The organism is Stenotrophomonas sp. YJH_SMC_57 (assembly GCF_059369755.1).
Genome location: NZ_JCAFSZ010000001.1, coordinates 164,321 through 179,706 on the forward strand (window position 1 = coordinate 164,321; position 15,386 = coordinate 179,706).

Here is a 15,386-nt window from a genome sequence, read left to right on the forward strand (position 1 = left end):
GTTCCATCGCTGATGTTCGCTGCACGTCAGCATTCCCTTCGTACGACCAAAGTACTACCGCAGATTCGTCCTGTGCCAATTGACCGTGTCGAGGGCAAGCAGGACTCTTTGTCTGTCTTTCCGGGAGAGAGCACCTCATGAAAGGGTTTTCCAAACTGGGCTGGGCGGTACTCGCCCTGCTCGGCGCGTTCTGTCTGGGCACCGTGGCGCTGCGTCGCGGCGAACACATCAATGCCCTGTGGATCGTCGTCGCGGCGGTGTCGCTGTACCTCGTCGCCTATCGCTTCTACAGCCTGTTCATCGCCAACAAGGTGATGCAGCTCGATCCGACCCGGGCCACCCCGGCGGTGATCAACAACGATGGCCTGGATTACGTGCCGACCAACAAGCACGTGCTGTTCGGCCACCACTTCGCCGCCATCGCCGGCGCCGGCCCGCTGGTCGGCCCGGTGCTGGCCGCGCAGATGGGCTACCTGCCCGGCCTGCTGTGGCTGGTGGTGGGCGTCGTGCTGGCCGGTGCGGTGCAGGACTTCATGGTCCTGTTCCTGTCCAGCCGCCGCAACGGACGTTCGCTGGGTGACCTGGTGCGCGAGGAGATGGGCCAGGTGCCCGGCACCATCGCCCTGTTCGGCGCCTTCCTGATCATGATCATCATCCTGGCCGTGCTGGCGATGGTGGTGGTCAAGGCACTGGCCGAGAGCCCCTGGGGCATGTTCACGGTGATCGCAACGATGCCCATCGCGATCCTGATGGGCGTGTACATGCGCTACATCCGCCCCGGCAAGATCGGCGAGATCTCGATCGTTGGCCTGATCCTGCTGCTGGCCGCGATCTGGTTCGGCGGCAAGGTCGCGGCCGACCCGACCTGGGGCCCGGCGTTCACCTTCACCGGCACCCAGATCACCTGGATGCTGATCGGCTATGGCTTTGTCGCCTCGGTGCTGCCGGTGTGGCTGCTGCTGGCGCCGCGTGACTACCTGTCGACCTTCCTCAAGATCGGTACGATCATCGCGCTGGCCATCGGCATCCTCGTGGTGATGCCGGAACTGAAGATGCCGGCGCTGACCCAGTTCGCCGCCAGCGGTGACGGCCCGGTGTGGAAGGGCGGCATGTTCCCGTTCCTGTTCATCACCATCGCCTGCGGTGCGGTGTCCGGCTTCCATGCCCTGATTTCCTCCGGCACCACGCCGAAACTGCTGGCCAATGAAGCGCACATGCGCTACATCGGCTACGGCGGCATGCTGATGGAATCGTTCGTGGCCGTGATGGCACTGGTGGCGGCTTCGATCATCGATCCGGGCATCTACTTCGCGATGAACAGCCCGGCGGCGGTGATCGGCCCGGATGTGGCGTCGGCCGCGCACTACATCACCAATACCTGGGGCTTCACCATTACCCCGGAACAGCTGACCGCCACGGCAGCAGCAATCGGCGAGCCGACCATCCTGCACCGCGCCGGTGGCGCGCCAACACTGGCAGTGGGCATCGCACAGATCCTGCATCAGGCGATTCCAAGCAGCAGCGACGCAATGATGGCGTTCTGGTACCACTTCGCGATCCTGTTCGAAGCGCTGTTCATCCTGACTGCAGTGGACGCCGGCACCCGTGCCGGGCGCTTCATGCTGCAGGACCTGCTCGGCAACTTCGTGCCAGCGTTGAAGAAGACCGAGTCGTGGACCGCCAACATCATCGGCACCGCCGGCTGCGTGGCGCTGTGGGGCTACCTGCTGTACACCGGCGTGGTCGATCCGTTCGGTGGCATCCAGACGCTGTGGCCGCTGTTCGGCATCTCCAACCAGATGCTGGCCGGTATCGCGCTGATGCTGGGCACGGTGGTGCTGTTCAAGATGAAGCGTGACCGCTACGCGTGGGTCACTGCGGTGCCGGCGGTGTGGCTGCTGATCTGCACCACCTACGCCGGCTTCATCAAGATCTTCGACAGCAATCCGGCGCAGGGCTTCCTGGCACAGGCGCACAAGTTCCAGGCGGCGCTTGCCAGCGACACCATCACCGCGCCGGCCAAGTCGGTAGCGCAGATGAAGCAGATCGTGGTCAACGCCTACGTCAACACCGGGCTGACCGCGCTGTTCCTGCTGGTCGTGGGCGCGGTGCTGGTGTATTCGATCAAGACCATCCTGGCGGCGCGCCGCAACCCGCAGCGCAGCGACCGCGAGACCCCGTACGTGGCGCTGAAGCCGCATGAAATGGTGGATCTGTGATGAGCACGCAACTGGTTCCCGCCGGCCAGTACCAGGCGCACCGCCGCATCTGGCGGCGCCTGGTGCAGACCGCTCGGCTGTGCTGTGGCATTCCTGATTACGACAACTACGTCCGGCATATGCTGGAAAAGCATCCGGACCAGGAACCGATGGACTACAAGACGTTCTTCCGTGAGCGGCAGGAAGCGCGATATGGCGGCCGCAATGGCGGTCGCTGCTGTTGAAGTTGTGTGTGGGTGGCGGGCTTGCAGCCCGCCGCCCGCCGATTCAACTTCAACTGCAACTGCAAGAGCGTCGGCTCTGGGTTTCTGTTTGGTTGGCCGGGCGGTGTGGGCTTGCAGGACACGCCGTAAACCCTTCCATGGGGGCTCGATGGCGCCATCCATGGCGCCAACGGTCCTGCAAGCCCACACCGCCCCACCTCTGACAGATTGCCGGTGACGGCGAGACACATGCGGGGTCAGATCCGTTTCCCGAAGGAAACGGATCTGACCCCATTTTGTTTATCGATATCTGACAGATGTGCCGACCAACGGTCGGCACCCACCAACAGCCGCGTGAACCTGTCGAAGGCGGGGCACTGTGGGTGTGCGGGGTGTGAGCCGCATGGATGCGGCGACCAAGCCCCCATGGATGGGTTTACGGCGTCCCCGCACACCCACAGTGCCCCGCCAACCCACGGAATGCCGCTTCGGCTTTTGACGTTGACGTTGCTTCGGCGGGTGCAGGGCTGCAAGCCCTGCTGGCCTACTCCACCAGGGTAATGGGAGTGAGCGTGACCTTGGCGTTGTTCGCTGCTCCCATGCGATCGGTGTACGCCTGCCCACGTTGGACAAGATAGAAGCTGTCCAGGTAATCGATGTCGTTGGAGAACCACGACGACGGCATCGCCTTGAGAATCGCGCCGGCAATATCGGCAATGACCGCATACTCCGGTGCGAACGCACCCAGCGCTGCCTTCACACCGTTGCTCAGCGCCACCAGCAGGTCCTGGTAGTTGGTGTCACCGTCATCCTCGAACAACTGCACGTTGGCGGCGTTGAACCGATAGTTGCCCCACAGCACCAGCGCCTGCTGCGGCGTGTAGTCGGTCTTGTCATGGTCCAGGTAGGGCATGTCGACCGTGGCCATCTCCGGCTCCGCCTTGCCGATCTGCAGCCCGGACACCACCGCGAACACCTCCGCCGCGCCCAGTGCCCACGGCTCCTGGTCGTCGGCCAGGCGGATGCGGTCCAGCCGGGTGATGTCCAGTGATGCACGCGCGCCATCGGCCGACAGCTGGATGCGCTCGGGCGATTGCAGGCCCCGTGCCCGCAGGCCGGCGTTGACCAGCGCCATGCCCTCCTGCACCGAGCGGCGGGTATCGACATCGACGATCAAGACCGGGAATGCCGGTGCCTGCCTTGCGTCCAGCACATGCGCGCGGCCCCGCGCGTCGTAGGCCGTCAGCGTGGTCCAGTCACGATCATTGCCCCGTGGCAGGCTGGCCACCCACAACTGGCGCGGCGCGATGTCAGCCAGCGACTGGCCGTCCGGCACGTAAGCGCGCAGCTGCAGCAGCCCCTCGCCCTGCGCTGGCAAGCCCTTGGCCTGGCGCAGCTGCTGATCGTTGCTGGCCAGCGAGACGCTGGCCTGGGTGTGGACGCCCGGGTCGAAGCGCTCCATCACGGCATCCAGTGCCACACCCCGTTCCGGCGAAGTAGCCAGCGTGGTGCGTACGGCCTCGGCGAAGCCGGGTTGGGCAATCAATCCCGCCACCTCACGCGCACTGGCCTCGGTTACGGCCTGTATCTGAGCACCACGCGCGGCAGTATCGCTTTGCGCAGCTGCCCCGGCGCTGGCCAACAGCAGTGCCAGCAGCGTGGTCCCCCCAATCATCCGTCGATGCGTCATTCCAGCCCCCAGGCAACGTCGCTGCGGATGAGCGACAGGTGCTGTCTACGCTACGACGCTGCCACCATACGATCCGGTATGTACCGCACAGTTCCGCCTGCGGCCTGCAAAAAAGAGCCGAGCATCGGCTCGGCTCTACACGGGATCGCGATGCCAGGCGTGGCCCGGCTCAGCCGGTGGCCATCCACTTCAGGATCAAGCCGGTGACATACGCCAGGCCCGTACCGGTGGCATAGCCCACCGTGCCCAACAGCACGCCCACCGGGGCCAGCGTGGGGTGGAATGCCGCCGCCACCACGGGGGCCGATGCCGCCGCACCGATGTTGCCCTGCGAACCAATCGCGAAGAAGAACAACGGTGCGCGCAGCAGCTTGGCAACGATCCAGAGCACCAGCACGTGCGTGGCCATCCAGATCGCACCCAGCAGGAACAGCCACGGACGATCCAGCAGCGACAGCAGGTTCATCTGCATGCCGATGCAGGCGATCAGGAAGTACAGGAACACCGTGCCCAGCCGCGAGGCACCCGCCGCTTCCAGCCGGCGTGCGCGGGTGAAGCTCAGGCCCAGGCCCATTGCGGTGGACAGCAGGATCACCCACACGAACTGACTGTCCAGGCTGAACTGGCTGGCCCAGCTGACGTTGGCCTTGAACCAGCCCGACAACGGCGCCGCGATCGCATGGGCCAGGCCGACGCCGCCCAGCGCCACGCCGACGATCACCATCAGGTCGGTCATGCTGGGAATGCGCGCGTTCTGCGCCTCGTAGGCACTGATGCGGGCCTTCATCTCGTCGATGGCGCGGGTATCGGCACCGTTGCGGGTGTCGATCTGCTGCGCACGGTTGGCCAGGAACAGCAGGATCGCCATCCACAGGCTGGCGCAGGCCACATCGACCACCGCGAACTGCCCGAAGGTGGTGGCATCGGTACCGAACACTTCGCGCATGGCGACCATGTTGGCGCCGCCGCCGATCCAGCTGCCAGCCAGTGCGGCCATGCCGGCCCAGGTGTCGCCGGCCACGGTTTCCGGGTGGATCAGCTTCATCAGCTGGAACGAGACGATGGCGCCGAGCATGATGCCGGCGGTACCGGCACAGAACACGATCAGCAGTTTCGGACCGAGCTTGGCGATGCCCTTGAGATCGATCGACAGGGTCAGCAGGACCAGCGCGGCAGGCAGCAGCACATCACGTGCGACCGGGTTGTACAGCGAGGTGTTGTGGCCGTCGATGACACCGGCGGTGTTGTAGATGGCGGGGATGAAGTAGCACAGCAGCAGTGCCGGCACCCAGGCGAAGATCTTCTTCAGCAAGGGGGTCGGGCCGCTGGCAGCCCAGAAGATCAGGGCCAGGGTGGCGGCAATCAGGCCCAGTCCAACGATGTCGTTGCTGATCAGGGCAGTAGCGGGTTCGGTCGGCATGGGATCCTCTGTCGATCGAAAGAGCGGAAAAAAAAGCGCCGCATAAGGCGGCGCAGGTTGAGATTAACATTGTCTTCACGCTGGGTCATGCTGCAGTGCCGACCACGACCCCATCCCCTCCGGGAGCCTCCTCATGCAGCTCGGCGCTTTTTCGGTCAGCCTCTCGGTGAAGGACCTGGCCGCCTCCCGTGCGTTCTATGAAGCGCTGGGCTTCACGGTCACCGGTGGTGACCCGGCACAGAGCTGGCTGGTGTTGCGCAGCAACGGTACGGTGATCGGACTGTTCCAGGGCATGTTCGAGGGCAACCTGCTGACTTTCAATCCTGGCTGGGACCAGCACAAGCAGGAACTGCCCCACTTCCAGGACGTACGTGAACTCCAGGCCGAGCTGGACTCCAAGGGCATCGAGCTGGCAGTACGTACCGACCCTGAGGGCCAGGGTACCGGCTACCTGCAGCTGGCCGATCCTGATGGGAATGTGATCCTGATCGACCAGCACGTGGCGCGCCCGGAAAGGCGATAACACGTACAGCATGCCAACCAAGGTTGGCATCTACCACGACACAGGCCGCCCATTGCCTGGGTAGGCGTCGACCTTGGTCGACGTACAGCATGCCAACCAAGGTTGGCATCTACCACGACACAGGCCGCCCATTGCCTGGGTAGGCGTCGACCTTGGTCGACGTACGGCATGCCAACCAAGGCTGGCATCTACCACGACACAGGCCGCCCATTGCCTGGGTAGGCGTCGACCTTGGTCGACGTACGGCATGCCAACCAAGGCTGGCATCTACCACGACCCAGGCCGCCCATTGCCTGGGTAGGCGTCGACCTTGGTCGACGTACGGCATGCCAACCAAGGTTGGCATCTACCTGGACAGCCCGATCAGGTCGGTCGCGATGCGCTGAAATCCAGGGTGGCGCGCGTACCACGCGCTTCGCAGGGCTGCAGCCGCAGGGTCCAGCCCAGGTGCTCGCACAGGCGTGCGATCAGGTCCAGGCCGATGCCTCCACCGCGGTCGGCGCGGTCGCCTCGGGCCATGCGCGCGTGAATCGCGGCGATCTCCTCCGGGCTCATGCCGTGCCCCGGATCCTGCAGGGTAAGCACCGCCGAAGGACTGAGATGCAGTTCGATGTGCCCGCGCCCGCTGTTCTCGATGGCGTTGCGCAACAGGTTGCCGATCGCGGCCTGCACCACCGCCAGCGGCGCGACGATATCCACCGGCGCGGCCTGGATGCCGATGCTCAGGTCCTTGTCACCCAGCAGGTGACGATGGTCGTCGACAATCTCCGGCAGCAGCTGGTCCAGCGCGATGCGCTCGGCCCGTGCGGCCAACCGCGCCGGGTCACGCGCCAGTACCAGCAGCAGTTCGATCAGCTGTTCCACGTTCTGCGCCGTACGCAGCACCCGCTGCATCTGCTGGCGTGCCCGATCCGGCAGGCCCGGTTGTTCCAACGCCAGTTCCGCGGCGCCGGTCATTACCGCGATCGGCGTGCGCAGTTCATGGCTGGCGGTACTGATGAACACCCGCTCGCGCTCGACGAACTGCTCGTTGCGGTCCAGGTAGTCGTTCAACGCGTCAGCAATGGTATGCAGCTCGGAACTGCCGCGCGGGTCCACCTCGATGCGCTGCCCCTGCACGCCCGGCCGCAGCGCACCGATATGCCGGGCCAGCAGGCTCAGCGGACGCACCATCCGCTCCATGCCGAACGAAGCCATCAGCACGGTGACGAAGATCATGATCACCCCGGCCAGCATCACCCAGCGCGTCGCGAACTGTTCCAGGTCGTGGAAATCAGAGATGTCCAGCGCCAGCGCCACCCGCCCCATCGAGCCGGTGTCGCGCACCATCACCGCGGTCTGCCGCCCCTTGATCGGCACCCCATCGTGCAGGCCCGGGTGCAGCGTGCGCACGCTCTCGGGCATGTTGCCTTCATCGAAACGGAACAGGCTGAGCGTGTCCGAGTCCTGCCAGCGGTAATGCGGCTCGTGCTCGGTATGGTCGACGATGCTGTCCAGTTCGGAGTTGAGCAACGCGCGCCAGGCCGCATGCTCGGCGTGCTCGTGCACATAGTTGCCGACGCTGAACACCGCGACCGACAACAGTGCCAGGTAGCCCAGCAACCACCACACCACGCGCCGGTACAGCGGGCCCGGCTTACGCGCCTTCATCGTCTTCCCTGGCCGGATCGCTGGCCGAAGTCACGGCCAGCCGATAACCGACCCGCGGCAGCGTGTGGATCAGCTTGTCGGCAAACGGGCCATCGACGCTGCGGCGCAGTTCGTAGACATGCGAACGCAACAGGTCTCCATCCGGTGGCTCGTCGCCCCACAGCGCGAACTCCAGCTGCTGGCGGGTGACCGCACCGGGGCTGGCACGCATCAGCACTTCCAACAGCTTGCGGCAGGCCGGGTACAGATGCAGTACCTGGCTGCCGCGCTGCGCCTCCAGGGTGGCCAGGTCCAGCACCAGGTCGCCCACCTGCAGCCGCTTGCGCGGATTGCGGCCCTGCGCACGCAGCAGCAGCGCCTCCAGCCGCACCTCCAGCTCGGGAAGGGCGAACGGCTTGGTCAGGTAGTCGTCGGCACCAGCGCGGAAGCCGGCGATCTTGTCCGGCAGCTCGTCACGTGCGGTCAGCATGATCACCGGCACTTCCGAGGCATGCTCGGCGCGCAGGCGGCGCAGCACCTCCGGCCCCTCCATGCGCGGCAGCATCCAGTCCAGGATCACCGCATCGTAGGGGTGGCTGCCGGCCAGGTGCAGGCCAGTGATGCCATCCGGGGCCACGTCCAGCACATGCCCGCGCGACTCGAAATAGTCGAACAGGTTGGCCACCAGCTGGCGGTTGTCCTCGATCACCAACAGACGCATGCACGAAACATCCACGGAAGTTCGTAACATGGTAGCGCTGCCCATGTCGGAATGCGGTCGCCTTGGCCACCTCTGACGATTTTCCCACCCCCGCCGCCTCAGAATGGCTGTTTTGCTCCCGGAGCCCGCCGTGCCCGTAGCCCTGCCCCGTCGTTGGCGCCTGCCCCTGCTGTGGCTGCTGATCATTGCCGCGCTGGCGGCCGGTATCGGCATGCGCCAGCCGCAACCACCGGACGAGCCCCGCTTCGTGCTGGCTGCCCGCACCATGGTCGAGAGCGGGCAATGGCTGCTGCCCCACCGTGGCGTCGAGCTGTATGCGGAAAAGCCTCCGGTGTTCATGTGGCTGCAGGCGGCGGCCTACGAGGTGGTGGGCAGCTGGCAATGGTCGTTCCTGCTGCCCTCGCTGCTGGGCGCCCTGCTCAGCCTGTGGCTGGTCTCGGATCTGGCGCGACGCCTGTGGTCCCCCCGGCATTCGCTGTACGCCGTGGCTGCGTTGTTCTGCACCCTGCAGTTCGGCCTGATGGCCAAGCGCGCGCAGATCGACATGGTGCTGGTCGGCATGACCACGGTGGCCCTGTGGGGCCTGATGCGCCACCTGTGCGAGCGACGCAATCTGCCAGCCCTGTGGCTGGCCGGTTTCGCCGCCGGTGTCGGCACGGTGACCAAGGGCGTGGGTTTCCTGCCCCTGCTGATGGTGCTGCCCTGGTTCGGCTGGTGGCTGTACCAGCGTCGCCGCGGCCATGTGGTGGAGGGCCCGCACCCGGCCAGCCTGCTCTGGCTGATCCCGGCCTTCCTGCTGGGCGTCGGGGTGTGGCTGGCACCGCTGGGCTGGGCCCTGCTGCATGCGCCCAGCGCCGAGCTGCAGGCCTATGCGCATGAGCTGTTGTTCAAGCAGACCGGCACCCGCTACGCCAACGCCTGGCATCACCGCCAGCCCGTCTGGTACTACCTGCAGGTGATCCTCACCCTGTGGCTGCCGGGCAGCCTGCTGCTGCCGCTGCTGTTCAAGCCATGGTGGCGCCGCCTGCGCCGTGGCGACCGCCGGCAGTGGCTGCTGCTGGGCTGGGCGCTGCTGGTGCTGGTGTTCTTCAGTGCCAGCCCGGGCAAGCGCGAGGTCTATCTGCTGCCGATGCTGCCGGCCATGGCGCTGGCCGTCGCACCGCTGCTGCCAGGCCTGCTGCGCCGGCTGTGCGTGCGCCGCTACCTGTTCGGCTACAGCGTGGTGCTGATGCTGGCCACCGGCGTGCTCGGCGTGATGCTGATGACCGAACACCCGTGGGCCTTGGCGCAGCTGGAGCGCCGGGCCATGCCTGACACCCTGCTGCCGGTGCTCGGCGACGGTCTGCTGACCTTCGCCATCGCCCTTGCCACGTTGATCGTATGGCTGCGGGTACGGCGCGCTGCGACCCTGGTGCTGCTGACCCACGGCATGCTGTGGATGCTGTACGGGCTGGTGCTGATTCCGGCGCTGGATCCCTATGCCTCGGCCTCGGCGCTGATGCGCCGGGTCGGCACACGGATCGGCCCCGATGCCGAACTGGCGCTGGTGGCCTGGCGCGAACAGAACCTGCTGCAGGCCGACCGCCCGGTGCGCGAGTTCGGCTTCAAGCGCCCGTGGGCCGAGCAGTGGCACGATGCGGGCCCGTGGCTGGCCGAGGCGCCGGACAAGCGTTGGCTGCTGGTGCTGGACGATGCGATGAGCCCCTGCGTGGACCCGGCCAAGGTGATCGACATCGGCGTGGCAAACCGCAATCGCTGGCAGCTGCTTCCGGGTACCGCCTGGGACCCGCAATGCCATGCCGAGCGGGCCGGGTCGACCGCCGAAGAAGACTGAACGTTGGCTCGTGCCGGGCCAGCATTAACCCGGCACGAACGAGCGTCCGACCCTTCTCCGACATACAGGTGACGAGCATGGCCGCGGATTCCCGAACCGCCCTTTCCCAGCATGCCCGTCCGTCCCATTGATTCGGTAGCGCCGCTTGCGACATCGCCGCTGGCGTCAAGATTTGCCGTAACCCACCTCTGGCTGCCTGTCGCCATCGGCCTGCCCGTGTTCACGCTGCTGATGGGCTTCGGTGGCGATCAGTGGGTCGCCGACCACCTGTTCCGCCTTGAGGGTGGCCACTGGGCATTGCAGGACGCCTGGGTCACCCGCACGCTCGTCCACAAGGCCGGCAAGTGGATGAGCACGGCAGCCGCGCTGGTGGCGATCCTGTTGTGCTTCCACCATTGGCGCAAGGGCCGTGACCGGACCCTGCGCTGGGCGCTGCTCTATGTCGTTGTTGCCATGGCGTTGGGCACCGGAGTGATCTCCCTGCTGAAGTCGCTGGTGCCGATGGAATGCCCGTGGGACCTGCTGCGCTATGGCGGCCACCAGCCCTTCATCGGACTGTTCACCCTGCGCCCGGCCGGCATGGCACCGCAGGCGTGTTTCCCGGCCGGGCACGCCAGCGCGGGCTACGCCTGGCTTTGCCTGTACTTCTTCGCCCTGCTGTGGCGGCCGTCGTGGCGCTGGGCGGGGTTGTGGATCGGCCTGGGCAGCGGCCTGGTGTTCGGCATCAGCCAGCAGCTGCGCGGTGCGCACTTCCTTTCGCATGACGTTGCCACGGCCTTGACGTGCTGGCTGCTTTCGTTGGGCCTGTATGTCCTGATCCGCCGTCAGCTGGACCGTCCACACCGCCAGGAGGCAAACGCATGAGCGCATCGGTCCAACGCTCTACCCGCCTGCCGGCCCTGGCAAGCGTCCTCCGCTGGCGGCCGCAGCTGTCCACCGAAGCACTGATCGCGCTGACCAGCCTGTTCTTCGCGGTGGCCGGCAACGGCCTGTTCTGGCACAGCGCGATGGCCAGCCATCCGGGCAGCCTGCGCTACGCCCTTTCGCTGCTGCTGTTGCTGCTGGGTACGCACGGCGTACTGCTCGGCATCCTGGTCTGGCGCTGGAACGCCAAGGTGGTGATCAGCCTGCTGCTGCTGGTGACTGCATTCGCCGCGCACTACATGAGCCGTTACCACATCTACCTGGATGCGGACATGCTGCGCAACGTGCTGGCGACCGACCCCAAGGAAAGCCGCGAACTGATGACGGTGTCGCTGGTGTGGCCGGTGCTGCTGCTGGCGGTGCTGCCGATGGTGGTGCTGTGGCGGGTGCAGCTGCGCCGCCGCAGCTGGGGCCGCAGCCTGCTGTGGCGCCTCGGCTTCCTGGTGGTGGCCGCAGTGACCGCAGTCGGCGGCGCGTTGATCTCGTTCCAGGACGTCTCGGCGCTGATGCGCAACCAGCGTGAAGTGCGCTATCTCGCCACGCCGGCCAACGTGCTGCTGGGCATGCCGCGTGCACTGCGTGGCGACAATCCGGTGCAGCGCGCGCCGAAGCTGCCGATCGGCACCGACGCCAAGGCCACCCCGCGTGCACCGGCCAGCAAGCCGCGCCTGCTGGTGATCGTGATGGGCGAGACCGTGCGCGCGCAGAACTGGGGCCTCAACGGCGGCCGCAACACCACGCCGAAACTGGCGCAGGCGCCGGTGATCAACTTCCCGGACATGCACTCGTGCGGTACCAGCACCGAAGTCTCGCTGCCGTGCCTGTTCTCGCCGTGGGGCCGCCACGACTACGACGAGAAGAAGATCCGCGCGCACCAGTCGCTGCTGCATGTGCTGAACCGTGCTGGCATCGCACCGCTGTGGCGTGACAACCAGTCCGGCTGCAAGGGCGTGTGCGAAGGTCTGGACTTCCAGTCGTTGTCCGACGCGACCACGCCGGGGCTGTGTGCCGATGGCCGCTGCATGGACGAGATCCTGCTGCAGGACCTGGCCACCCAGGTGCGCGCCAAGCCCGGTGACCGGGTGGTGGTGCTGCACCAGCTGGGCAACCACGGCCCGGCCTACTTCGAGCGCTATCCGCCTGCATTCCGCCGCTTCACCCCGACCTGCGACACCCGCGACATCGGCCGCTGCTCGCGCGAGGAGATCACCAACAGCTACGACAATGCCGTGCTGTACACCGATCACTTCCTGAGCAAGACCATCGGCACGCTGCAGGGCCTGCAGGACTACGACACGGCGATGATCTACCTGTCCGACCACGGCGAGTCGCTGGGCGAGAAGGGCCTGTTCCTGCATGGCGTGCCCTACGCCATCGCCCCGGCCGAGCAGACCCGCGTGCCGATGACGATGTGGTTCTCGCCGGGCTTTGCCAGCAGCCGCGGTCTGGACCTGCAGTGCGTGCGCAAGCGTTCGGCGGCGTACACCGACCACGACAACCTGTTCCCGTCGGTGCTGGGCCTGATGCAGGTGAAGACCTCGCTGTACGAGCGCGAGCGCGACGTGTTCGCCAGCTGCGAAAGGTGAGGGTTGTTCGGCAGGGCTTGCAGCCCTGCACCTGCTCAATGCAAAGGCAACGGCCAAAGCAAGAGCGGCATTCCGTGGGTTGGCGGGGTGGGTCCGGTTGAGGGGACGCCGTGAACCCGTCCATGGGGGCTTGGTCGCGGCATCCATGCCGCTCACATCCCCTCAACCGGACCCACCCCGCCTTCGACAGTTTTCCGCGATCTGTTGGAACGGCAGTCTGCTCTGGTGGGTGTCGACCTTGGTCGACACGGTAGATCTGATTCAAATTTGATTATCGATACCTGCCAGATGTGTCGACCAAGGTCGACACCTACCAACAGCCGCCGGAATCTGTCAGAGGTGGGGCGGTGTGGGCTTGCAGAACCGTTGGCGCCATGGATGGCGCCATCGAGCCCCCATGGATGGGTTTACGGCGTGTCCTGCAAGCCCACACCGCCCCGCCATCCCACGGATAGCCCGCTTTTGATGTTGATGCTGATGTTGATGTTGCCGTTGCTTCTGCGGGTGCAGGGCGCAGCCCTGCCGAACCCTACCGACTTCCGCCACTTGCGGTGGCAGCGGCTGCCCACTAGCCTTCGGCCGTCGTTCACCACCCAAGGACCGCCCGTGAAACACCGCCATCTCCTGCTGGCCTCGGCGATCGCCGCCGCCACGCTGGCCCTGGTCGCCTGCAAGAAGGAACCGTCGCCCGGCACCGAGACCGCCAGCCCCAGCGCACCGGCCGGCGAAACCGCCGACCAGTTCGTGGCCCGCATCAATGCCGAATTCAAGGCCGCCTACCCGGAGATGACCTCGGCACAGTGGCTGTCCTCCACCTACATCAACAGCGATTCCGAACGCATCGCGGCCAAGGCCAACGAACGCTCGCTGACCCAGCTCAACAGCTGGATCGAGCAGGCCGCCAAGTTCGACGGCAAGCCGATGAGCGAGGACAGCAAGCGCGCGATCCACCTGCTGAAGCTGATGTCCTCGATGCCGGCGCCGCGTGACCCGGCCAAGCTGGCCGAGCTGACCCAGATCGCTACCCGCATGGAAGGCAGCTACGGGGCCGGCAAGTACTGCACCGATGCCAACGATCCGAACTCCTGCCGCCAGCTGGGCGAACTGGAGCAGGTGCTGGCGCGCAGCCGCGACTACGACAAGCAGCTCGATGCCTGGCAGGGCTGGCACAGCACCACCAAGAGCATGCGCGGCGATTACCAGAAGTTCGTCGGCCTGGTGAACGAAGGCGCCAAGGGCATGGGCTTCACCGATGCCGGGCAGATGTGGCGCAGCGGCTACGACATGCCGCCGGAGCAGATCGGCCCGGAAACCGACCGCCTGTGGGAACAGGTCAAGCCGATGTACGAGCAGCTGCACTGCTACGCACGCGGCAAGCTGGACAAGACCTATGGCAAGGACAAGGCGGAAGTGGGCAATGGCCTGATCGCCGCGCACCTGCTGGGCAACATGTGGCAGCAGGACTGGTCGAACCTGTGGGATCAGCTGGAACCGTACCCCGGTGCCGGCAGCCTGGACATCACCGCAGCGCTTGAAAAGCAGTACCAGAGCAACCTGAGCGCCGCGCTGGCCAAGGCCGGCAAGGATGCCAACGTGGCCGCGCAGTACAAGGCGCAGCGCGAGGCCGAACTGCGTACCGCCAGGCAGATGACCGAGCGCGCGCAGGACTTCTACGTGTCGCTGGGCATGCCCTCGCTGCCGCAGTCGTACTGGGAAAAGACCCAGTTCATCAAGCCCGATGACCGCGACGTGGTCTGCCACGCCAGCGCCTGGGACATGAACATGGAAGGCGATGTGCGCACCAAGATGTGCATCAAGCCGAACGAAGAGAACTTCACCACCATCTACCACGAGCTGGGCCACATCTATTACGACCTGGCCTACAACCCGCTGCCGCCGCTGTTCCAGGGCGGTGCCAACGATGGCTTCCATGAAGCGATCGGCGACACCATCGTGCTGGCGATGACCCCCAAGTACCTCAGCTCGATCGGCCTGGTCGATGCGCCGACCGAGAGTCGTGAGGCGGTCATCAACAACCAGATGCGCATGGCGCTGTCGGGCGTGTCGTTCCTGCCGTTCGGGCTGATGATCGACCGCTGGCGCTGGGGCGTGTTCGACGGTTCAATCACCGCCGACAACTACAACAAGGCGTGGTGGGACCTGAAGGCCAAGTACCAGGGCGTGGCCCCGGCCAGCCCCCGTGGCGAAGAGTTCTTCGACCCGGGCGCGAAGTACCACGTGCCGGGCAACACCCCGTACACCCGTTACTTCCTGGCGCGCATCCTGCAGTTCCAGTTCTACAAGGGCCTGTGCGATGCGGCCGGCTACAAGGGCCCGCTGCATGAGTGCACCTTCTACGGCAACAAGGAAGCCGGCCAGAAGTACTGGGCGATGCTGAGCAAGGGTGCCAGCCAGCCGTGGCAGGCCACGCTGAAGGAGCTGACCGGCAGCGACAAGCTCGATGCCGGCCCGATGATCGAGTACTTCAGCCCGGTCAACGAGTGGCTGAAGCAGCAGAACGAAGGCCAGATGTGCGGCTGGCAGGCCAACGCGGCCCCGGCGGCGAAATGAAAGAAGGGGCGGATCCGCAAGGATCCGCCCCTTTCTGGTAGTGCCGGCCGCTGGCCGGCAACTACG

The 15,386-nt window shown here is 65.9% G+C and carries 11 protein-coding genes; 7 read left to right on the top strand and 4 right to left on the bottom strand.

Going from position 1 to position 15,386, the window contains the following annotated elements; genetic code table 11:
• Positions 1–137: 137 nt before the first annotated feature.
• Together AC5P7U_RS00745 and AC5P7U_RS00750 are read left to right on the top strand one after the other, a co-directional pair.
• Positions 138–2,219: a carbon starvation CstA family protein gene (locus AC5P7U_RS00745; RefSeq protein ID WP_006462520.1), complete on the top strand. Its 2,082-nt coding sequence runs from the start codon at positions 138–140 to the stop codon at positions 2,217–2,219.
• A complete protein-coding gene (locus tag AC5P7U_RS00750; protein ID WP_005410613.1) occupies positions 2,219–2,443 on the top strand; it encodes a YbdD/YjiX family protein in 225 nt (74 codons plus the stop codon). Before AC5P7U_RS00745 ends, AC5P7U_RS00750 begins: the two co-directional genes overlap by 1 nt.
• 523 nt (positions 2,444–2,966) lie before the next feature.
• Here AC5P7U_RS00750 and AC5P7U_RS00755 read toward each other — a convergent pair.
• Positions 2,967–3,968 (bottom strand): DUF3103 family protein, encoded by a 1,002-nt coding sequence (locus AC5P7U_RS00755; protein WP_308309350.1) that lies wholly within the window; start codon positions 3,966–3,968, stop codon positions 2,967–2,969.
• 313 nt (positions 3,969–4,281) lie between these two features.
• Positions 4,282–5,532: a DUF819 family protein gene (locus AC5P7U_RS00760; protein ID WP_006462580.1), complete on the bottom strand. Its 1,251-nt coding sequence runs from the start codon at positions 5,530–5,532 to the stop codon at positions 4,282–4,284.
• A gap of 133 nt (positions 5,533–5,665) precedes the next feature.
• On the opposite strand from AC5P7U_RS00760, the gene AC5P7U_RS00765 reads away from it, so the two are divergent.
• Positions 5,666–6,055, top strand: a complete 390-nt coding sequence (locus AC5P7U_RS00765) for a VOC family protein (protein WP_308309351.1) — start codon at positions 5,666–5,668, stop codon at positions 6,053–6,055.
• 363 nt (positions 6,056–6,418) lie between these two features.
• On the opposite strand, the gene AC5P7U_RS00770 is transcribed toward AC5P7U_RS00765, so the two are convergent.
• Together AC5P7U_RS00770 and AC5P7U_RS00775 are read right to left on the bottom strand one after the other, a co-directional pair.
• The gene (locus AC5P7U_RS00770) at positions 6,419–7,705 is read right to left on the bottom strand and encodes a sensor histidine kinase (protein WP_495220717.1); all 1,287 of its coding nucleotides are present in this window, start codon (positions 7,703–7,705) and stop codon (positions 6,419–6,421) included.
• Complete coding sequence (locus AC5P7U_RS00775) at positions 7,692–8,405, bottom strand: response regulator transcription factor (RefSeq protein ID WP_053511933.1); 714 nt, start codon at positions 8,403–8,405, stop codon at positions 7,692–7,694. Before AC5P7U_RS00775 ends, AC5P7U_RS00770 begins: the two co-directional genes overlap by 14 nt.
• A gap of 103 nt (positions 8,406–8,508) precedes the next feature.
• Between AC5P7U_RS00775 and AC5P7U_RS00780 the strand changes: the two genes are divergently transcribed.
• From AC5P7U_RS00780 to AC5P7U_RS00795, 4 genes are all read left to right on the top strand, one after another.
• Complete coding sequence (locus AC5P7U_RS00780; protein ID WP_414555928.1) at positions 8,509–10,239, top strand: ArnT family glycosyltransferase; 1,731 nt, start codon at positions 8,509–8,511, stop codon at positions 10,237–10,239.
• Positions 10,240–10,350: 111 nt separating this feature from the next.
• Positions 10,351–11,103, top strand: a complete 753-nt coding sequence (locus tag AC5P7U_RS00785) for a phosphatase PAP2 family protein (RefSeq protein ID WP_006462794.1) — start codon at positions 10,351–10,353, stop codon at positions 11,101–11,103.
• A complete protein-coding gene (locus AC5P7U_RS00790) occupies positions 11,100–12,749 on the top strand; it encodes a phosphoethanolamine transferase (protein WP_495220718.1) in 1,650 nt (549 codons plus the stop codon). The genes AC5P7U_RS00785 and AC5P7U_RS00790 overlap by 4 nt, the downstream gene beginning before the upstream one ends.
• A gap of 606 nt (positions 12,750–13,355) precedes the next feature.
• Positions 13,356–15,320, top strand: a complete 1,965-nt coding sequence (locus AC5P7U_RS00795; protein ID WP_495220719.1) for a M2 family metallopeptidase — start codon at positions 13,356–13,358, stop codon at positions 15,318–15,320.
• Positions 15,321–15,386 lie beyond the last annotated feature (66 nt).